Source organism: Caldicellulosiruptor hydrothermalis 108, assembly GCF_000166355.1.
Classification (GTDB): domain Bacteria; phylum Bacillota; class Thermoanaerobacteria; order Caldicellulosiruptorales; family Caldicellulosiruptoraceae; genus Caldicellulosiruptor; species Caldicellulosiruptor hydrothermalis.
The window spans coordinates 2574334-2594996 of record NC_014652.1 but is presented as its reverse complement, the minus strand read 5'-3'; the positions used below and the strand labels follow the sequence as shown (position 1 = coordinate 2594996).

Below are 20663 nucleotides of genomic sequence, written 5' to 3'. Positions count from 1 at the left end.
AAAACAGTCCTGCTTTTTGTTTTGGGAATACAATTTAACATAAGAAAATAAATGAGACAAATATTGAAAAAATGAGATATAATCCCTATCACATTTTTTTTACTTTGTAAGATAATATATTACGTATTTTCTTCGTATATACAAATATCAAAAAGGAGTGAACTTATATGGTTTTTGAAATGCCGCTTGAAAAGTTAAAAACGTATATGGGGACAAATCCGTGTCCGCCAGACTTTGATGAGTACTGGCAAAGAGCGTTAAAAGAGATGGATGAGGTTGAACCCAATGTAGAGATTGTCAAAGAAGAGTCAGTAGAAGCTCCATATGCTGAGTGTTTTAATATGTATTTTACCGGAGTAAAAGGAGCAAGGATAAGGGTTCAGCTTATAAAACCTAAGAAAATAGAAAAGCCGTGCCCTGCAATTTTGATGTTTCATGGATACAAATGGTATTCTGGCGACTGGAGTGACAAATTTGGACTTGTTGCTGCAGGTTTCATAGTTGCTGCAATGGATGTAAGAGGACAAAATGGTTATTCAGAAGATGTTGGTGGTGTGAAGGGCAACACGGTTCAAGGACATATAATAAGGGGACTTGATGATGATAAAGACCAGCTTTTATACAGGCAGATTTTCTTAGATACAGCTGAGCTTGCAAAGATAATAGCTAACATGCCAGAAGTAGATGAAAAAAGAATTGCAGCATTAGGGTATTCTCAAGGTGGCGGGCTTGCTCTTGCCTGTGCAGCTCTATCTCCTTATATTTCAAGGGTTGTGTCTGTTTATCCTTTTCTTTGTGACTACAAGAGAGTTTGGGAGATGGATTTAGCAAAAGATGCTTATGAAGAAATAAGAACATATTTCAGATTTAGAGACCCTCTTCATGAAAGAGAAGATGAGATATTTACAAAGCTTGGCTACATAGATGTTCAGCACCTTGCAAAGTGGATAAGAGCAGAGGTTTTGATGGTGACAGGTCTTATGGACACAATCTGCCCACCATCTACACAGTTTGCTGCCTACAATAAAATACAGTCCAAAAAACAAATGCTCATCTACCCTGACTTTGGACATGAACAGATTTTCTACTTAAATGACAAGATATTTATGTATCTTATGGAGATGTTAAAATAAAAAAACTGAAAAATAGGATTTTGTATTAGCAAGGCTAAAGCAATACCAAAAAATGCTTTAGCCTTTTTGTTTTCAATATAATCAAAATGTGGTATTTTAAAATATATAAATTTATTTCACAGGTAGGCGTTTGCAAAATAGGTGGTGATTGAAGGTAAAAGGCACCAATACTAACATGAAATACAATCAAGATACAAAAAGAAAAGAGAAGTGAAAACCAAATATTATCAATACCAACAAAAATAATCAGCAACAAACATATGACAAAAATTAACAACTTCAAAAAAGACAATAATATCCTAAGCCTTCTTAACTCCTTGTTTTAGAAGGTTAAGTAAAAACAAAACCAGAAATTTTTTGTAAGAAATAGATTTAAAAAATAGTAGTATTAAGCGATAAGTTTTTTGAGCTTGTTAAGTTTTTTGATAGTCAATTTAGAGCAATAGAGTTTGATATTGTGAGCGAGAATAAACAAGAGCGAGAAAGTAATGGCAGATAGCAAGAAATCAGAGAAAATAGAAATATGGTCATAAGTAGAGATAGTATCAGAGCCCATGTAGGATTTCAGGTGGTAAATAGTCTGCTCTACAGCGACACGTTTTTTGTAGAGGTCAAAAAACTCTTGTGAATTTCTGTTGATACCTGGGAAAGAGCGAAAGTTATCTGGGTATGTATAGAACATTCTACCCGATTTAGAGGTAGTACAAGGCTGAGGGCAAGAGCAGATGCGTTTGCCATCTTTGTATTGTGACATAGGGCAAGTCCATTTAAGGCGCAAAGAGCGATTTTTACCCTGACATTTGCCTTCGGGTTTAAAAGGTTTGTTGAACTTTTTGTCAGATAGGGATACCATCTTCAGAAATAACGATATTGGGGTCTGATGTAGGTGTAGTATTTTTAGTAAGCTCTTGTATTTAGTGGAATAACGATTTTGGAGAAGTTAAAGGTATTTTTAAAGTGGAGTATATGTTGTGGGAATCCAAAGCACTGTCGGCGATGAAAGTGGAGAAATTTTTGGGGATATAGGAGAATAAAGTTTCGAGCGAAGGAATTAAACCTTTAGTAGTCGGAGGATAGCTTTTGCTTCTTGTGGGTCAGAGGAGGGGGAATCATAGTTAAACAGAGGTACTAAAGCTAAAGGGATACCGAGAGCGTTGGTAATGACTGCAAATTTTAAAGCCCAGCAGAAATGGCCATTTACAAACATAAGACGGATGTTAGAATTAGCGTTAGCAGTTTTAGGCAAAGAAGAATAAACGAGAGAGTAGACTTTTTCAGAGGGAAGTTCAGGGTTAGCTTTTGAGGTATTTTTCAGCAGTAGATGAATGAATTTAGGATTGTTTTCACGAACCTTTGGGACAATACCTGTTGTGTCGAAGATTAAGATTGAAGAATCTTGAGGGCATTGTTGGATGGAAATATTATGTGCATGGATAGAGATATTTTGAAAAAGTTTATGGATTTCACTTGCAAATATTTTTCTAAAGCGAGAGAGAGTAGAGATAGAAGGGACATTGCCATGAAGATTACAAAATGAGCGAAGTTCGAATGAGTTGAGTAAGACAGCACGAAGCTGAGTTAAAGTATTGAGTTTGAGCAATTTTTGGACGAGGAAGCAACAAAGCATAGATTCTAAAGAAAAGTATCTATGCTTACCGAAATATTTGTAGTAGGCATTGTAGAAAGAAGAAGGTATATAATGTGACAAGTCAATGAATTTATTGAACAAGCCCAAGAGGCTTTCAGGCTTGTAGAGAGCCGAAGCCTTTAGGTGGGAGAATAGGTCTAGTGAAAGAAAGTTGTTTAGGTTTGGTGTTGAACATTTTGGAACCCTCCTCATAGTAGAAAATTTGTTTTATATAATCATATTTTACTACAATTATGAGGAGGGTGACCAGTCTTTTTTGATTCTATGTAAAGCTTGATAACGCTCATCTTGAGCGTTTTTGCAAAAGGCTATATATAAATTTATTTCACAGGGAAAAGGAGGAAGTTTGAGATGTTTAAAGATTTCTTGAAAGACTCATTTTTCTTCACAAAAAGATACTATGGATACATATTTGGTCTATTGGTTATATCATTTATTCTTGTTATTCTGGCAGTCGTTATTTTACTAATACTTGGCATTTTATTGGCTATGTTGATGGGTGTGGATATGTCTACTGCAGCTTTATTAAATGATAAGGATATTTTTCCTTTTTTAAGTAGCAGATTTATTTTCTATATAATTTTGATGGTTCTACTTTTTATAATGTGGGCATTGTTAGTATTAGCTTTTATCCAATATCCACTTGTAAAGACCTTTATTAAAATTACAAGAGAAAGGGATATATATAAAAATCCTTTTGGTATTTACTTTGCAGGAATAAAAGAAAAAAATCTCATGATGGGTTTGAAAATAGTTGGTTTGGGATTGTTATTAACACTTATAGTTGGGCCAGTACTTTTTTTAGGTATTGTGTGTATAGCTTTCAGTACCGACGCTGTCAATAATTTAGCACGCCTTGTTTTGATTATAATTGGAATTGTTGGAGTGGTATTAGGTGTTTACCTGTTATTAAGGTTAATGTTTGCCAATGCAGCGTTGGTGGATAAGGATATAGGAGTTTTAGAAAGTATTAGAGAGAGCTTAAAGCTTACAAAGGGAAAAATGGGATTTGTAATAGCAGCTTTTGTGTATAGTATTTTTGTATCAGCAGTTTTCCAAATACCACTTTATATTGTTGATGCATTATTTAAAACAGAGACTTCTCAAGAGAGTGCACTCTTTGTTATTTTAAGTTTGGCAGGATTTGTTTTTTACCTTATAGCAGTACCTTACTTTATAGTGTTGCAATATCTACCATATAATATTCTAAATAGCTATAATAAGGGTGTGAACCATCAAGATGGTCAAACTTACAACACTGATGAGTATGTAATAGGTTAAACATGAAAAATATTATTGTTTTATTCAGCTAAGGGGTTATCTAACAAACACATTTTAGATAACCTCTTCTTAATATTCTTTTATAACTGAACTATTTGAGTGAAGAGAATGATAATAGTTAAGAACATTTGAGAAGTTCAAGATGAAACTTGGAACAAAGTGCAGTAACTGTGGTATAGAGTATGTAGAAGTGGATGAGAGCTATACCTCACAGACATGCAGCAGATGTGGAATAGTAAGGAAAAGCAACAGGAAATACAGAGGATTATACGAATGACATTAAGGAAAAAGGGATGGATAAAAAAGGCTCTGGCTCAAAATATTTGATGTATATTGCAATTGGTATTGGATTAGGATTTGTTCACGCCTTGTTACCAAAAGAATATAAACCTATTCTTTTGGCAGGTTCTGTGCTGCTTGATATAGTTTTATGGCTCTTAAGATTTGAAATGTCAAATGTTGCTAGTGATTTAGATAATAATGTTATAAGACAACCATATAAAAGATTATAATAAGCTTTAAAAGTCAAAAGTCTAGCCAAAAAAAATAAACAAAAAAAGGAGCTGTTTTTCAAAACTTTGGCAGCTCCTTAAATTTTTCTATAAAAATATATTGAATTGCGTTACATCTTTATTCCTTCTACTGGTAAGCCCAGCTTTTTAAATATATTTTCTAAATTCTTCTGCATAGTTTCAAAATCTTTATTAGTCAGCTTTGACATATCAGCGCCTTTTGATATATCGATTTTGGGCACCTTAATATTTGCATTCAAAGAATTTATAACACCTTTTATGTCAAACATAATCTTAAAATCATTGGAGTCTTTTAAGTAAAAGTATAATCTTTCACCTTTTAAGTTATTCTTATCGTCTATCATCATTCTGTACTGAAGAGTAAAAGGTGGAATCTGCGGCTTTACTTCATCAATGGCATAAATAGCACTGTTAACAGCTTGAGTGTAGTTTTGGTTTACCTGATTTAAGATTTCACTTACATCTAAATCCTCAGCGTTTAGTCCTTCTCCTTCAGCTAACATCTGTGTCTGAAGAATTTCTTTGGAATCTTCAAGTATTAGTTTTAAAACTTGAAGTATAAACTCTTTTGTTTTAGCGTCATTTGCTGCTTTTGTTAAAATCGCTTTTACAATTTCTAAGCTTGAGTTTTTGTTAAATTCAAAAATGACTTCGCTACAGCTCTGTTTTTTACCATCACTGAAGACAACTTCCACTTTTTTGTCAGAAGACTTAACAGCAGCTGCAAGTTTAGGCATAAGAACCGCAGCATAGCTTGCCACCAGTTCTTGAAGCTGTTTATTAGATCTTACATCAAACAACTTTGTATATTTCTCGACATCAATCTGAATGGGCATATTCTTGTAAGTATCACTGAATTTTACATATAATGGTTTTGAATAAATTTGTGGGAAGTTGTAAACAGCCAATTCTTTGTTGACGTAAACAGAACCACTTAAGAATTGTTTGTTATCGTAATACAAACTTAGTACCATATTAGTTTCATAGTTGTAAACATCTGCTACAACTCTTGCTTTTATATACATTTTCTTCAAAAACTCTTCCAATTTCTTATCCTCTGCTGTTGCATTTTTGCCTGCAGAGAGTCTGAGGTCAATTCTTATCTCTTCATCAACCGTTTTTGCGTTTTGTGCCTGCAGATAAGCAATTCCCGCTTTGAGCAGTAGCGCAGAATTTGTTTGAGAATATGCAACAGAAGAAATCACAAAACTTAAAGCAACTACAAATGTGATGAGCAGCTTTATTGCTCTCTTTAGTTTCAAAAAAATTACCCCCTTGTATAATTATTTTCGTAAGACACATCAAAAAAATTCCAATAAAATAACAACCAAAGTTTCGGTTAACATAAGATTTTAAGACGCATCGACTAAAATAACATTTCTAATCCATCCTCTTTGAGAGGAAAGCAGCGCAAAATCACTTCTCGCTGCTTGTGGCTTCTAATCTTTAGCCACTTTTTAAACACTATCTTTAACGCTGGCCTCTTGCCAGCCTTGCTAACTTTGATATAATTCTTTCTATCTGGGCATGGAATTTAATGTCCTTACCCCCCTGGGTGCGGATTTTTAAATCCCGCTTACCCGCAAACGAGACTATTATTCCATTCCAGGTAAGTCTAAACTATTTGGCTGGTTGAGGCCAGCTTAAAACCTAATTAAAGCTGGTTCCTCGTATCACTTGCAAGGTTGTATACTTACCTTCGCTCGGAATGGAAAACTCATGCCCTAATTCAATTTTAAAACTACTTACGAGGAGGTCTTACGCCATGAACTTAAAACCTATTGCCGGGATTGATGTCTCTAAATATTTCAGCGAAATGGTGGTTATCTCTCCTACAAATGAAATAATCGCTCGCTTGACTATCCATCACAACAATCCCTCTGACTTTGATAGGGCTATCGAAATCCTTAAAAAAGTTGAAGAGGATTTCGCGGCTCGCCCTACCATCGTCATGGAAGCCACAGGGCATTACCACAAAATCCTCTCCCGCTTCTTTACTTCTAATGGCTGGGATGTTGCAATTATCAACCCCATCCAATCTAATTCTATCAAAAATGCGGGAGTTAGAAAAGTAAAAAATGATAAAATTGATGCCCTGTGGATTGCCTTAACTTTCAGACTTACTAACTCTACTACAGCACAACCTTCATCTGAAATCCTTGACTGCTTGAAAAACCTATGCCGTCAGTATTACAACCTCAGCGATGAGTTAACCTCTTACAAATATAGACTTACTTCTGTCGTCGACCAAATTATGCTCAATTTCAAAGAGGTCTTCCCTGACATTTGCTCTAAAACATCTTTGGCTATACTTGAAAACTACCCCACTCCAAACGATATCTTGGGCGCTGACACCGAAAAACTTATTTCCATCATTCAGCAAACTTCTAAAAAAAGCTACCAATGGGCTAAAGAAAAATACGAACTACTCATTGCAAAAGCTAAAGAATTTAAGTCTTTTTCTATCTCCAACTTGGCAAATGTTACTATGCTTAAAGTCTATATTAACATGGTCTTAACTTTACAGCAAAACATCGACAAAATTTTTGAATCCATAAATCAACTTGTTCAGCAGTCTTCACAGACTCAGCCTTCTATATCCGAAAATATTAACCTTCTTCAATCTATCCCCGGCATAGGTTTTCTATCCGCTGCAACTATCCTTGCTGAAATAGGTGATTTCGAAAAATTTTCAAAACCCAATAAACTTGTTGCCTTCTTTGGCATTGATCCTTCCGTAAATCAATCCGGGCAATTTGTCGGCACAAAAAACAAAATGTCTAAACGTGGCTCTAAAATCTTGCGAAGAATCTTATTTACAATTGCTCTTGCTAATATCAGAACCAAAAGAGATTCTAAGCCTTGTAATCCTGTGCTATTCGAATACTATCAGAAAAAATGCCAACAAAAGCCTAAAAAAGTTGCATTAGGCGCTGTTATGAGAAAAATTATTTGTATCATCTTTGCTGTTATGCGTGATAAAAAACCTTTTGAACTTAGAACTCCTGAGGAACATATTCGAAGATGCTTTAATAACACTGCTGTTTATTGCGTATAAATAGTTGTTTTATTAATGAAACATTAGTTAACCATAATATGTGCTCAGCCTCCATATGTTATGTCAACTTCTAATGGATGGCTTACTTTCTTATACCCTTTTAAAAGAATTTTCTACCATAAAATGTTATCAAAAATTTTTTAAAAAACTCTTGACTTTAATTAGCTGGTCTCGTGTATTTTTAGAAATTAAATATATGCTAAGTATATCCAAAAAATCTTCTACTGTCAATAATTTTTTGAAATAACAGATTAATACGCCAGAGAAAAATACTTATCACTTGATTTTACCTTTGTCTACCATGTAGATATTATATTGACTATTTACAAGTTCTCCATTTTCCAAAATCCATGAATATATGTCAGAAGAACTGCTAAGTCCAAAACCTCCTCTAAAACCACCCATACCACCTATTTGAAAATACTTAACTTCACCATTTTTGACCATCTTTTTAAGCTTTTCAACTGTCAAAATAGGGTCATTTCCAGAAAATCCGCCCATTGCCATAACAGCCTTACCTGTTTTGATTATAATAGGTGCAGCTTCGGTTGCTCTTGTAACTGCTAAGATATACTTTTCTCCTGTGTTATTTTTCAAAAGCCAGTTTATAAGCTCATCTGAGGAGTTTTGGGAAAATCCAAAACCTCTATCCCGAGAATTGTTATGATCTTGAGCAGTTTGGCTATCAGCCTGGGTGTTAAAGTTTGACGGTGGCAGACCATCAAATCTCCTGCCTTGGTCAAAGTTGTCCCTTGGACCAGGCAATTGAAAATCTTGGGCTTGTCCAAAGTTTGGACCAAACCCAGATGTTCTTACCTGGGGATTTCCTGCAGAAGGTATTACTGCATTTATTTGATATAAACTGCAAGTGAGTGACCAATAAAATGGCATTATACTTAAAGAGATTGCAACAAGTGAAATTGCCAAATTCCTTAAAACTTTTTTATCTTTAAACATAAACGCAGCTGCAACAAAGATTGTTACCAGTAAAAACAACAATGCAAAGGCAGGCCACCATCTTGTAGAGTCCTCATATCTGTAAATTGTCCAAAGCTGATATGCAGATGTTAAAATGTAAAAGATTACAGCAGCTACCTTTGCAAGCTTTCCAACAAAAGATGTTTTATCAAAAAAGATTCCCAAACCAATTCCTGCCAAAACAGATGCAGAAGGTGCCATTGTTGCAAGGTAGTATATATGAAAAAGTCCGCGTGTAAAGCTAAAGTATACTGCCAGAAGCAAGAACCACGTACCCCAGATTACTGTAAATGCTCCGATGGTTTTGCTTTTCCTGCCAATCCTGATACTTGCGAAGGTCAAGATAGCTAATGCAAGTATGGAGGCAATTAAAACCCAGGAAATCTGACCTGCCATGTTGATATTAAATAGTCTTAAAATCCCCGGTTCTCCACCTTCTCTTGCACCCATTGGATTTATGTTCTGAAAAGAAGAAAACCCACCAAATCCGAATGAAGAATTATTATAGGTTTGAGCGGAATTTTTGCCCAAGATTGAATTTATTATGGATGTAATATTTCCACTTGATGGCAAAAATCTTTGGATTCCGTTGTACGAAAAGGCAAGCTCTAAAGCAGAGTTTGTCTGTGAACTTCCAACATAGGGCCTTTTATCCTGTGGTGTTAGGTCTACTGCTATGCACCACCAAAGAGAACTTACTAAAAACACCAGCAGTGCGGCTGCTAAGTTGACAAATCTTTTTAAGATTTTCTTATCTGCAAAGATAAGATATGCCAAGAAAATTCCTGGTGCTACTATCCATGCCTGAAGCATTTTTATATTAAAGCCAAGTCCCACGATAAAGACGCTTATGAGAAGATATTTAAAACTTGACTTTTCAATTGCCTTTAGAGCAAAAAAGATTGCCACAATGCATGAGAAAATCATCAGCATGTCGATGGTATTGTTTCGTGCAATGGCTGTATATATTGGAGTTGTTGCGAGAAAAAGTGAACTCAAAAAAGCTGAGGTTTTCCCAAAATATTTTTCCACAATTATGTATACCAAGAGGATACTCAAAATGGCTGCGATTATTTGGGGTAAAAGCAGTGAAAGTCCGCTGTAGCCAAATATCAAACAAAATATTGTTTGAATCCAAAAACCAAGCGGAGGCTTGTCGACTGTTACAAATCCAGCCGGGTCAAATGATACAAAAAAGAAGTTTTTAAAACTCTGCATCATGCTCTTCACTGCTGCTGCATAATACTCATTTGCATATCCTTCTTTTGAAATCCTAAAAAGATACAAAAAAAGTCCAACGGTAATTGAAACATAAACAGATAAATTTTCACTGCTCCATTTTAGAATTCTTTTTTTCAATATTAAAACTTTTTCTATCACCAAATATGACCTCCCAAAAGTAAGTTTTGTATCTTTAATAATAACAAGAGAAAATAAAAAATGAATGAATAAATCTTTAACAATTTGTAAATATAGATTCTGAAGTCTCAAAAGATTTCAAGATATTTCATTTAAAAACTTTACACATTCTTTACAAATTGCTTACACTTAATTCATAGTCGGCTGCTATAATGAATAATGCAAGCAATTCCAAATTGGAGGTGAAAACAGATGATGAAATATATGTATAGAGACTTTGATGGTCTTTGGGGATTTCATATGATAGGAGGTTGGCTTGTGGGTATTTTATTTTTGATAGTATTAGTTGTTATAATAATTTATGCTATTAACAAATTTAGCCAATTGTATATGCAGACTAAGAAAAATGGTTTGCAATCTTCCTCACCAGAAGACGAAGCGCTTAAGATTTTAAATATGCGATTTGCAAATGGTGAGATAACTGAAGAGGAGTATGAAAGAAAGAAAAAACTGTTGTTAAATAATAAAGTGGAAAGATAAATAAAAAAGAGGCTGTCACTTCATTTTTTAGACAGCCTCTTCAGTTTTTTATGTTTGTTTTAATCTTTCTATTTCTTGCTTAATTTGCTCTATTATTTCATTTTCATTGTATATCTCTTTTTTGCCGTCTTCATTTGTGATAGAAAATATAACAAATACTTTTCCACCAAATTCTTCTGAAAACTTTTTGTGTGTTTGCGAAAGCCATTCTATCCAATTATGTATTTGAGGCATATGTTCATAAGTAATGGGTTTTATTTGTATTCCAATGTACTTGTTGTTTATTTGAATATAAAAGTCTACATTATATAATCTATCCCATTCATCTGGAGCAGGGTGAATTTTTAAATTCAGCAATCTTTCTATTTTCCCGTAGATGGTTTCTTTTTCAGTGATATACCCTTGAAAAGTGCGGTTTATTACTAATTGCTTTATATAATTTATGCAGTCTTCTTCAGTGACATCGTCAATTTCAGCCTGAATAACTTCAGTTATTTTAACATACAGTTTTCTACCAAGCTCTTTAAGATATTCTTCAGCATCAGAAAATTCTAAATTTTGGGGTTTTAAGATGTTTTCTTCTACAAGCCTTAGATAAGCCTTTTCCCACTCTTCGAGATTTTTAGGCGCTGTTTCTCTAATCCATTTAGCAACAGGACCTACTTTATCTTTTTTGTTTAATCCCCATCTATTAGTTGCCATGTTTAAGATCTATTCTTTTGCCATTGTTAATCAATCCTCTCTAATTTTTCAAATTTATTTTTGTAAGTGTAGAAACTATCTTTATCGGCTAAAGCAAGTCCACTTTTTATTAAGTAAGCATTGATAAAGATTTTGTTTTTAAGGTACAAATAAGCATTTACATTATTGTTTTTTACAGTAGAGTTACTATCGTAGCGCAAAAAAACTTCTTTATTTAACACATAATTTTTTAAGTATTCTACAGCTTCCTTTTCTTTTTCTTTTTTTATTTTTACACCTAATAGTTTTACTTCTAGACCACTGTTAAGTTTAACTGTATCAGCAGAAACTATTTCGGAAACTTTAAAATATTGATTTTTTTTCGGTTCAATTATCTTAGGATCTATTATAGGTGATGCATCTTTGATACGTGGTTCATATTTTACAGCTTTTATCTCAGGAGTTTCGATTTCTTTTTTAATAGTCTCAATCTTATAAAGGAACGAGTTATTAATTGTATTTAACTTTTTATTTATTACTTCTAAAAAATCTGGATTGATTTCATACCCTATTCCATTTCTTTCAAGTTCTAAGGCAACTTTTAAGGTTGTTCCGCTACCTAAGAATGGATCCAATACTGTGTCTCCAACAAATGAAAACATTTTAATTAATCTATATGGAAGTTCATCAGGGAACATGGCTTCGTGTTCAGTTTGTTTTTCACCTTTGAAGTACCAGTGCCCACTAAAGTATTCTTTCCACTCTTCCTTTGTCAAGATTGATTTTTCTTTAATTTCAGGAGACACCTTTGGGGATTTTCCAGGCTTTTTGAATATAAGTATAAATTCATAATCGATTTCTATCATGCCATTTGGTGGATATGGGTAAGAACCCATAACATTTGCTCCACCACTTGTATTCATAGTGGTTTTTTTCTGCCAAATTATTGCTCCCATATAATCAAATCCTATATCTTCACATTGAGCAATTATCTCAGAGTGTAATGGAATTATTTTATATCTGCCATAAACTATAGAGCGTGCAAATTGGTCACCAATATTAATACACAAACGGCGCCCTTCTTTAAGAACTCTAAAACATTCTTGCCATACCCGATACAAATCTTTTAAGTACTCATGAAGTGTTTGACCATATCCTATTTGGTTAGCTACACCGTAGTCTTTTAAATGCCAATAAGGCGGTGATGTTATTATCAAATCAATTGTTTCATTATCTATTTCAGACATATTTCTGCTATCTCCTATAATTATTTTTCCCCAATTCATTTTTTTGTAAGCTCCTTTCCCTTTTCAGCTATGAACATTCTTTTTTTCACAACCTATTATAACACTAAATAATCAATCATTTAAGCTGTTTTACTGCAAAAAATTAAGGCTGCTACACATTGAAAAACATTGGTAGCAGCCTTACGTCTTTCTTTATAAATTTGAAATTAATAATTCTCAGCTCTAATCTCAAAAAATGACTGTGGATGTTTGCAGGTTGGACATACCTTTGGAGCTTCTTTGCCAACATGCACATAGCCGCAGTTTCTGCACTTCCAAACGACAACATCATCTTTTACAAATACCTTGCCGTTTTCAACATTTTCAAGGAGTTTTCTGTATCTTTCTTCATGTTTTTCCTCAACCTTCGCAACAAACTCAAAAGCAATAGCTATCTCTTCAAATCCTTCTTCTCTTGCAACCCTTGCAAACTCTTTGTACATTTCAGCCCATTCGTAATGTTCGCCTTCTGCAGCAGCTTTGAGGTTTTCTTGAGTGTTACCAATTCCGTTTAAGAACTTGAAAAATAGCTTTGCATGTTCCTTTTCATTTTCAGCTGTCTCTTCAAAGATTGCTGCAATCTGCTCATACCCTTCTTTTCTTGCCTGTGATGCAAAGTAAGTATATTTGTTTCTTGCCTGAGACTCACCAGCAAATGCTGCCCATAAGTTCTTTTCTGTCTGTGTTCCTTTCAAATCTTTCATTTCAAAACTCAACCTCCCAACAACTTAGTTATTTTTATTTTTACAATAAGGGCAGATGCCCTTATAGTAGACATAAATCTCATCAACAATAAATTCAGAAGAAAGAGAAGATTGAATAGAATCTGGTTTTACTGAAAAGTCATAAATTTTGCCACAGCTTTTGCACTGAAAATGACCATGCACTGATGTATCTGCATCAAAGCGTGCAATATTTTCTTCAATTGTAATTATCTGCGCAAGTCCTTTTTCTACAAATAAACTTAAAGTGTTGTACACAGACGTTTTTGAAAGTGTAGGAATCTCAAGGACTAAGCTGCTGTAAATCTCATCTACTGTTGGATGAGTTTTGTGGTTTACCAAGTATTCGTAAACTTTAAGCCTTATCAGCGATGGTTTTATTCCCTTTTGTAATAGCTTGCTTTTTAAAAAGGCCAAATCAGAAATTTTTACTTCCCCCTTGTAGATTTAATTTTAGATTGTACTTATTACAATTTTATTATATTTTCAATATTGAAATTTGTCAAGAAAATTTTTTATAAAAAGTAAAGAGGGCTGTGGTTTGAAGCTTCTTTTACCTTTTCAAACAGCCCTCCTTTTAAAGTCGCCCTTTTATATTTTATATACCCTTGCTTCATATGGTTTTAAAACAATTTTTTCTTGAATGTTATCATCTACTTCATAGTTACTTATCAAAAGTTCAGGTTTTTGAGTGAATATTTCTTTTGGTGCTAAAAACTCACTTTCTGCTTCAGAAAAGTTCATGACAACAAGAAGCCTTTCATCTTCATAGTTTCTTGTATATGCAAAGATCTTTTCATCGTCCTCATAAAGCATTTGTACATCACCATATACAATGACAGGATGTTTTTTTCTAAGTTCAATCAATTTCTTATAGTAGTAAAACACCGAATTTTTATCTTCTAAAGCTTTTTTAACATTTATTTCCTTATAATTTGGATTTACCTTTATCCATGGGGTGCCTTTTGTAAATCCTGCGTTTTCAGAATCATCCCACTGCATTGGTGTTCGTGCATGGTCTCTGCTTCTTTTGTTTAAAATTTCTAAAAGCTCTTCGTCTGATTTTCCAAGTTTTTTCATCTCTTTGTACCAGTTGAGTGTTTCAATGTCTCTGAACTCATCAATACTTTCAAACTTGCAGTTTGTCATACCAATCTCTTCGCCCTGGTAAATATAAGGAGTTCCCTGCCATGTGTGAAGCAGGGTTGCCAAAAGCTTTGCAGACTCAACCCTATACTCTTTGTCGTTTCCAAAGCGTGAGACCATCCTTGGCTGGTCATGGTTGTTAAGGTAAAGTGAATTCCAGCCCTTGTCTTTTAAAGCCAAATACCACTTGTACATTATCTTTTTCAAATCAGTCAGTTTCCAGGGTTTTATATTCCACTTGCTGCCGCTACAGTCCATATCCATGTGCTCAAAATGGAAAACCATGTTCAGTTCGTTTCTGTCATACTCTACATACAGCTTTGCAATCTCAGGAGTTACAAATGGAGTCTCTCCCACTGTCATGATGTCGTATTTAGAAAGCACTTCTCTGTTCATTTCCTGAAGATATTCATGCACCCTTGGACCGTTGGCATAGTATTTAAAACCAATCAAACCTCCTTGATTTTCATCTGGGTCATCTGGCAGTCCTTCAACTTTTGAAATGAGGTTTATTACATCCATTCTAAACCCATCTATGCCTTTGTCAAGCCACCACTTCATCATTTTGTAAATTTCTTGTCTGACTTTTGGATTGTCCCAATTGAGGTCTGGCTGCTTTACAGCAAAAAGGTGAAGATAATATTCTCCTGTCAGCTCATCGTATTCCCAAGCAGGGCCGCTGAAAAAGGATGTCCAGTTATTAGGAGGCCCTCCATTTTTGCCAGGCCGCCAGAAATAAAAATCTCTGTAAGGACTGTCTTTTGATTTTCTGGACTCTTGAAACCATTTGTGTTCATCAGATGTGTGGTTCACTACAAGGTCCATTACAATTTTAATTCCTCTTTTGTGGGCTTCATTCAAGAGCCTATCAAAATCTTCCATTGTACCAAACTCATCCATGATGTCATAGTAATCGCTGATGTCATAACCATTGTCTGCGTTTGGAGATTTGTAGATGGGATTTAGCCAAATGACGTCTACTCCAAGCTCTTGAAGATAATCAAGTTTTTCTATTATTCCTGACAAATCTCCAATTCCATCACCGTTTGAGTCATAAAAGCTTCTTGGGTAGATTTGATATACAACAGCTTCCTTCCACCACTTTTTGTGCAAGTCCATCCCTGCTCCTTTCAATAAAATGTGGTATATCATAGTATAACATAAATTTTACAAAAACAGTAGGTATTACTTGCTATACAAAACATTTTCAAGACAAAAGATACTAAACTATTCTTTTGAGGAAAAAAATTTATCAAAAATTAAGCAAGAAGGCTCCATCTTCTGTAAGATGGAGATGAATTACTTTTTTATCTCATGTTGCTTATCAATAAGTGAAATATAAAAAGTAGCAAGTTTTTCCTTGTTTTTATATATCATTATAATTAGGTTTAAAAACCACAAAGCCAAAAGATAGACCGAAAAGTTATTCAAATAGAGATATGCTCCCACAATTGTAAAACCAAGTACTACCATAAAAGCATCCTCTTCAGTTGTTGTACGGCCACCATGCTTTAGCTTTTTCGCTATTAAAAAGAGCAGGGCAAGTACTACCGCATAGAAGAGAGAAACCCTAAAACGAGTTGTAGCACTCCACACTCCAAATGTAGTTGCAATGGATTTTCCTCCTTTAAATCTCAAAAAAGGTGAAAATGCATGGCCCAAGATGGGTGCAATTGCAGCAGGGATAATATATGACTTTGGCAGGTATCCCTTTTCAACAAAATAAACAAGAGGAAAATAACCTTTTGCAAAATCGAGGAATACTCCCAAAAGTCCAATTTTAACTCCAGCTGCCTGAATTAGGTTAAAAGCTCCTGGATTTCCGTCGCCAACCGCTGTTATATCCTTTTTAACAAGCTTTCCAAGCCAGTAGGAGAACATCAGCGACCCACAGAAAAATTCCAAAAGAGTGATTGCAGCAAGCATTTTTATTTACCCCCTACTTTAATTTGTCTTCCTTTCCAGTAGACACTTCTAATAAACTTTACTTGATAAAAAGAGTACAAAATCATTAGTAAAAAATACGCAGTAGGAATAAAGTACAGTATAGGAAGTACAATGCCAAAATTACCTATATATATTTGGAGGTATAATATCTGAATAACATAAAGAATATAGCCTATTAAAAATTTAGTTGCTAAAGGATGATGAGTGTACAGCAAAATGGGTGTTAAGAAACCTGTTAAGACAAGTCCAAAAGTCCACAGGGCGATTAAAATGACTGTTTTTGTATTTAAAAGCTGCATGCTTAAGGCTGCACTTTTTGCAATTCCTTCAAGCTGGCTTTTCATTCCATTTGGGTACATTCTAAACGCAACAGCACCGCATCCTAAAAAATTTTCAACTCTAATGCCATTTTCGCAAAAAAGCTTGCCAAGGCTCAAATCGTCTGTTACTCTGTTGCATATACGTTTGTGCCCGCCAACCTTTTCGTAGTCTTTTCTAAAAACTGCTATACATGAACCATACATTCCTTTGCTCCTGCTCTTTCTTTCATAAGGTGACATAAACGCAAATACACCAAGGATATTTACAATTAAACATAATTTTTCATAAAGCTGCTGTGTTGTATGATATGGTATAACCGAAATTGCACCATTTGTTGAAAAGAGTGTCTTTACAATTCTTTCTATACCATCTTTGGATAATCTCACATCAGCATCTAAAAATATCAGTATATCACCTGTTGAGTTTAAATACCCATTCCAAAGAGCCCAATTTTTACCTGTCCAGCCTGGAGGCAAAGGTGGATTTTTAATTAGCTTCACACCAAATTTTTCAGCGATTTTGCTAGTCCCATCTTCAGAAAAATCATCTACCACTATTATTTCATCAGGAACTATTGTTTGATTTGAAAGGCTTTTAAGAAGGTGAGGCAAGTTCTTCTCTTCATTTCGAGCAGGGATTATAACAGAAATCTTTTGATTGAATTCAAAAAAATCGCCTTTAGTGTCTGTAAGAAAAATTTTTGAGAAAAGAAGAAATCCTGAAGCTATACCCAGAATGAAAAGAGCAAAAAGTATCATAAAAAAATCAGCTCCTTTTTGAAAATGCAGAATGTTAGCCAATTATATTTACTATATTATACATCATTTGTGCTATTATTTGAATGCAACATATATTCAAAAAATTTTTGCTAAATTCAAGTAATACTTGAATTTTTGATGTACTATAGAGATAATATAAGACAAAAGAAAACTTTGTTAGTTGTTTGGACAGTATAAAATCAAGATAAGAAGGTGAACTTTATGTATGATATAATCATTGTGGGTGGAGGGCCTGCAGGTTCCACTTTGGCAAGGTTGCTCAGCAGAAACTATAATATTTTACTTTTGGAGAAAAGGTCTTTTGAAAAATCGGATATTAGGACAAAGTGCTGTGGAGGTCTTATTGCGCCTGACGCACAGTTGATGCTTGCAAAGTTTGGCTTGGGTGTTCCAAAAGAAGTTTTGCAAACTCCTCAATTGTTTGCTGTAAGAGCTATTGATTTTGATAACTCGATAGAGAGGTATTATCAGAGGCATTACATAAATATTGATAGAGAGGAATTTGATAAGTGGTTAATTAGAAGTATTCCTTCACAGGTTGATGTTCTTACAAATTCAATTTATAAATCTTTGGAGATAGTTGGGAACAAAAATATAAAAGTTAAATTCAGTTGGAATGGTAAAGAATATAAAGAGCAGTGCAAGTTACTGGTTGGTGCAGATGGAGCTTTTTCTAAAGTGAGAAGACAAAATTTTAATAACTTTCTCAGTCCCAAATTATATATTGTTATTCAAGAGTGGTTTGAAACCAGTTTTAATTTAGACTATTATGGAGCAATATTTGATAGAGAAATAACAGATTTTTATTCATGGACAATTCCAAAAGAGAATCATTTACTAATAGGAACAGCATTAATGCCTAATAAAGATGCTTTAAAAAAATTTGAACTTTTAAAGGAAAAGTTAAAAATATATGGATTTAAAATTGAGAAAATGACAAAAAGATGTAGTGCTTATATATTCCGTCCTACATCAGTAAGACATATTATAACAGGGAACGACAAAATAGCATTAATTGGAGAAGCTGCAGGCTTTATTAGTCCAAGTTCTGCTGAAGGGTTGAGTTTTGCTTTTAAGAGTGCTTTGGCTCTTGCAAAAGCACTTGAGAGTGGCATAGATGGATATGATAAACGTTACAAAGAGAATGTAAAAACGCTTAAGAAAAGTATACTGTTTAAGAATATAAAGTCAGTCGTAATGTACAATCCTGTTTTAAGGAGATTGGTGATGAAAACAGGGCTTTTAAGTATGGATATAGAAAAGTATTTCTATTAGAATACTTTCAAAATCTCAAAAAGTATGTTATAATATTAACAAACAAAATATTTGCTCCTGACTTAGAGGGCAAAATGGCCTGATAAGGAGGGGAAGTGGATTGGGGAAAGCGAGAAAAAGGCTTGCATCCACCTCTTTTGGCTAAAAAGGTTAAAAAAAGTCAGGAGAGGTGGATTTATTTTATCTAAAAAAGGGAACGGTGAAGTGGATTGGAAAGGCGAATTGGCGTTATTGGAATTGTGGTTGAGAACAGGAAAGAGGTGTCAGATAAGCTCAACAAAATCCTAAGTGATTATGGTGATATTATTGTTGGAAGAATGGGTATACCATATAAAGAAAGAGGGCTTTGTGTGATTTCGCTCATAGTTGATGGGACAACTGATGAGATTGGTGCGCTCACAGGAAAGCTTGGTGCTTTAAGCGGTGTTAAGGTAAAAAGTGCTCTTACTAAATAAAAAATGGAGTGTGATTTTGAGATGTTTAGAAAAGATGAGTGGGAAAGAGCTGAGTTTATAAATGACCAGATGGTTTATGATATCCTTGAAGAGGGAAACAAAAATGTTGATAGAGCGGAAGAAATAATTGAAAAAGCTTTGCAGCTAAATGGACTTGAGCCTCATGAGGTTGCAACCCTTCTTTATATAGAGGACAAAGGTCTTTTGGAAAAGCTATTTAAGGCTGCAAGGCAGGTAAAGGAAAGAATCTATGGCAAGAGGATTGTGCTTTTTGCACCTCTTTACATCAGCAACTTTTGTGTAAACAACTGCCGCTACTGTGGTTATCACAGGTCAAATACTAAGATGAAAAGAAGAAAACTTACGATGGATGAGATACGAAAAGAGGTTGAAATAATTGAATCTCTTGGGCACAAAAGAATTGCTCTTGAGCTTGGTGAAGATCCAAAAGAAGCTCCAATCGAATATGTCATAGATAGCATAAAAACAATATATTCGGTATATAAAGAAAAAGGAAACATAAGAAGGGTGAACGTCAACATCGCTGCAACCACTATTGAAGAATACAGAATGCTAAAAGAAGCAAAAATAGGAACATATGTACTTTTTCAGGAAACATACCACAGACCAACCTATGAATACATGCACCCCGAAGGTCCAAAATCAGATTACGACTGGCATACGATGGCAATGGACAGAGCAATGCAAGGTGGAATTGATGATGTTGGGCTTGGAGTGCTCTTTGGGCTTTATGACTATAAATTTGAGGTTGTTGGGCTAATCTTGCATGCAAAGCATCTTGAGGAAAGATTTGGAGTAGGACCACATACAATTTCTGTGCCAAGGATTAGACCTGCCGAGGGTGTTGAGGTGACAAAAGAAAGGTATCCCTACTTAGTCTCTGACGATGAGTTCAAAAAGATTGTTGCAATAATTCGACTTGCCGTGCCCTACACTGGCATGATTTTATCTACCCGTGAAAGACCAGGTTTTAGAGAAGAGGTAATTGACCTTGGGATATCGCAAATCAGCGCTGGGTCCTGCACAGGTGTTGGTGGCTACACACTTGAATATGAAGGAAAATCCACGGGTGATTTAGATGAAGATCTTGCACAGTTTGAAGTAGAAGATAAAAGAAGTCCTGATGAGGTCATAAGAACTCTTTGTGAGGCAGGTTATATTCCAAGCTATTGTACAGCTTGCTACAGAAAAGGAAGAACTGGGGATTTGTTTATGCAGTATGCAAAAACAGGTGATATTCAGGACTTTTGCACACCAAATGCGCTTTTGACATTTATGGAATACTTAGAGGACTATGGTTCTGAGAAAACAAAAGAGGTTGGAAGAAGGTTGATTTATGAGAGCTTAAATCAGATAAAAGATGAAAGAATGAGAAAAGAGACTGAAAAGAGGTTAGAGATGATAAAAAATGGTGTGAGGGATTTATACTTTTAAAAAAATATCACATTATCTGGAAATTTGAAGAGAAAAGAGGGGATTTTCAACAAGCCCCTCTTTTTT

General features: G+C 34.5%; 17 protein-coding genes and 2 pseudogenes. 9 read left to right on the top strand and 10 right to left on the bottom strand.

Annotated features, from left to right (window positions below):
- Positions 1 to 167 precede the first annotated feature (167 nt).
- On the top strand, positions 168 to 1133 hold the full coding sequence (locus tag CALHY_RS12530) for an acetylxylan esterase (RefSeq protein ID WP_013404308.1): 966 nt from the start codon (positions 168 to 170) through the stop codon (positions 1131 to 1133).
- Between the two features lie 388 nt (positions 1134 to 1521).
- On the opposite strand, the pseudogene CALHY_RS13480 reads toward CALHY_RS12530, so the two are convergent.
- Positions 1522 to 2956: pseudogene (locus CALHY_RS13480) on the bottom strand (ISNCY-like element ISCahy1 family transposase).
- A gap of 176 nt (positions 2957 to 3132) precedes the next feature.
- On the opposite strand from CALHY_RS13480, the gene CALHY_RS12520 reads away from it, so the two are divergent.
- The 3 genes and pseudogenes from CALHY_RS12520 to CALHY_RS12515 all read left to right on the top strand — a co-directional run bounded on the left by CALHY_RS12520 (position 3133) and on the right by CALHY_RS12515 (position 4574).
- Entirely contained in the window at positions 3133 to 4062 is a 930-nt protein-coding gene (locus CALHY_RS12520) for a hypothetical protein (RefSeq protein ID WP_013404307.1), read from the top strand.
- Between the two features lie 127 nt (positions 4063 to 4189).
- Positions 4190 to 4333: pseudogene (locus tag CALHY_RS13475) on the top strand (zinc ribbon domain-containing protein); the annotation flags it as partial.
- A gap of 22 nt (positions 4334 to 4355) precedes the next feature.
- Entirely contained in the window at positions 4356 to 4574 is a 219-nt protein-coding gene (locus CALHY_RS12515; protein WP_013404306.1) for a hypothetical protein, read from the top strand.
- Positions 4575 to 4684: 110 nt separating this feature from the next.
- Here the strand turns inward: CALHY_RS12515 and CALHY_RS12510 are convergent, their stop codons facing one another.
- Entirely contained in the window at positions 4685 to 5857 is a 1173-nt protein-coding gene (locus tag CALHY_RS12510; RefSeq protein WP_013404305.1) for a hypothetical protein, read from the bottom strand.
- A 503-nt stretch (positions 5858 to 6360) separates the two neighbouring features.
- Between CALHY_RS12510 and CALHY_RS12505 the strand changes: the two genes are divergently transcribed.
- Complete coding sequence (locus CALHY_RS12505; protein WP_013402778.1) at positions 6361 to 7653, top strand: IS110 family RNA-guided transposase; 1293 nt, start codon at positions 6361 to 6363, stop codon at positions 7651 to 7653.
- A gap of 276 nt (positions 7654 to 7929) precedes the next feature.
- On the opposite strand, the gene CALHY_RS12500 is transcribed toward CALHY_RS12505, so the two are convergent.
- On the bottom strand, positions 7930 to 10011 hold the full coding sequence (locus CALHY_RS12500) for an ArnT family glycosyltransferase (protein WP_013404304.1): 2082 nt from the start codon (positions 10009 to 10011) through the stop codon (positions 7930 to 7932).
- Positions 10012 to 10242: 231 nt separating this feature from the next.
- Between CALHY_RS12500 and CALHY_RS12495 the strand changes: the two genes are divergently transcribed.
- Positions 10243 to 10530, top strand: a complete 288-nt coding sequence (locus CALHY_RS12495; protein ID WP_013404303.1) for an SHOCT domain-containing protein — start codon at positions 10243 to 10245, stop codon at positions 10528 to 10530.
- A gap of 48 nt (positions 10531 to 10578) precedes the next feature.
- On the opposite strand, the gene CALHY_RS12490 is transcribed toward CALHY_RS12495, so the two are convergent.
- The 7 genes from CALHY_RS12490 to CALHY_RS12460 all read right to left on the bottom strand — a co-directional run bounded on the left by CALHY_RS12490 (position 10579) and on the right by CALHY_RS12460 (position 17391).
- On the bottom strand, positions 10579 to 11232 hold the full coding sequence (locus CALHY_RS12490; protein ID WP_013404302.1) for an MjaI family restriction endonuclease: 654 nt from the start codon (positions 11230 to 11232) through the stop codon (positions 10579 to 10581).
- Positions 11233 to 11258: 26 nt separating this feature from the next.
- Positions 11259 to 12497, bottom strand: coding sequence for a DNA methyltransferase (locus CALHY_RS12485; protein ID WP_013404301.1), 1239 nt, complete (start codon positions 12495 to 12497; stop codon positions 11259 to 11261).
- A 167-nt stretch (positions 12498 to 12664) separates the two neighbouring features.
- The gene (gene rbr / locus CALHY_RS12480; protein ID WP_013404300.1) at positions 12665 to 13201 is read right to left on the bottom strand and encodes a rubrerythrin; all 537 of its coding nucleotides are present in this window, start codon (positions 13199 to 13201) and stop codon (positions 12665 to 12667) included.
- Between the two features lie 24 nt (positions 13202 to 13225).
- A complete protein-coding gene (locus tag CALHY_RS12475; protein WP_013404299.1) occupies positions 13226 to 13636 on the bottom strand; it encodes a Fur family transcriptional regulator in 411 nt (136 codons plus the stop codon).
- Positions 13637 to 13810: 174 nt separating this feature from the next.
- Positions 13811 to 15484: a glycoside hydrolase family 13 protein gene (locus CALHY_RS12470; protein WP_013404298.1), complete on the bottom strand. Its 1674-nt coding sequence runs from the start codon at positions 15482 to 15484 to the stop codon at positions 13811 to 13813.
- Between the two features lie 180 nt (positions 15485 to 15664).
- A complete protein-coding gene (locus CALHY_RS12465) occupies positions 15665 to 16291 on the bottom strand; it encodes a glycerol-3-phosphate acyltransferase (protein WP_013404297.1) in 627 nt (208 codons plus the stop codon).
- Positions 16292 to 16293: 2 nt separating this feature from the next.
- Entirely contained in the window at positions 16294 to 17391 is a 1098-nt protein-coding gene (locus CALHY_RS12460; protein ID WP_013404296.1) for a glycosyltransferase, read from the bottom strand.
- Between the two features lie 222 nt (positions 17392 to 17613).
- On the opposite strand from CALHY_RS12460, the gene CALHY_RS12455 reads away from it, so the two are divergent.
- From CALHY_RS12455 to hydG, 3 genes are all read left to right on the top strand, one after another.
- Positions 17614 to 18687 carry an FAD-binding protein gene (locus tag CALHY_RS12455; RefSeq protein ID WP_013404295.1) on the top strand — a complete coding sequence of 358 codons (1074 nt, stop codon included), beginning with the start codon at positions 17614 to 17616 and terminating at the stop codon, positions 18685 to 18687.
- Between the two features lie 209 nt (positions 18688 to 18896).
- Positions 18897 to 19142: a TM1266 family iron-only hydrogenase system putative regulator gene (locus CALHY_RS12450; protein WP_013404294.1), complete on the top strand. Its 246-nt coding sequence runs from the start codon at positions 18897 to 18899 to the stop codon at positions 19140 to 19142.
- Positions 19143 to 19163: 21 nt separating this feature from the next.
- Complete coding sequence (hydG, locus tag CALHY_RS12445) at positions 19164 to 20597, top strand: [FeFe] hydrogenase H-cluster radical SAM maturase HydG (protein WP_013404293.1); 1434 nt, start codon at positions 19164 to 19166, stop codon at positions 20595 to 20597.
- Positions 20598 to 20663: the final 66 nt, after the last annotated feature.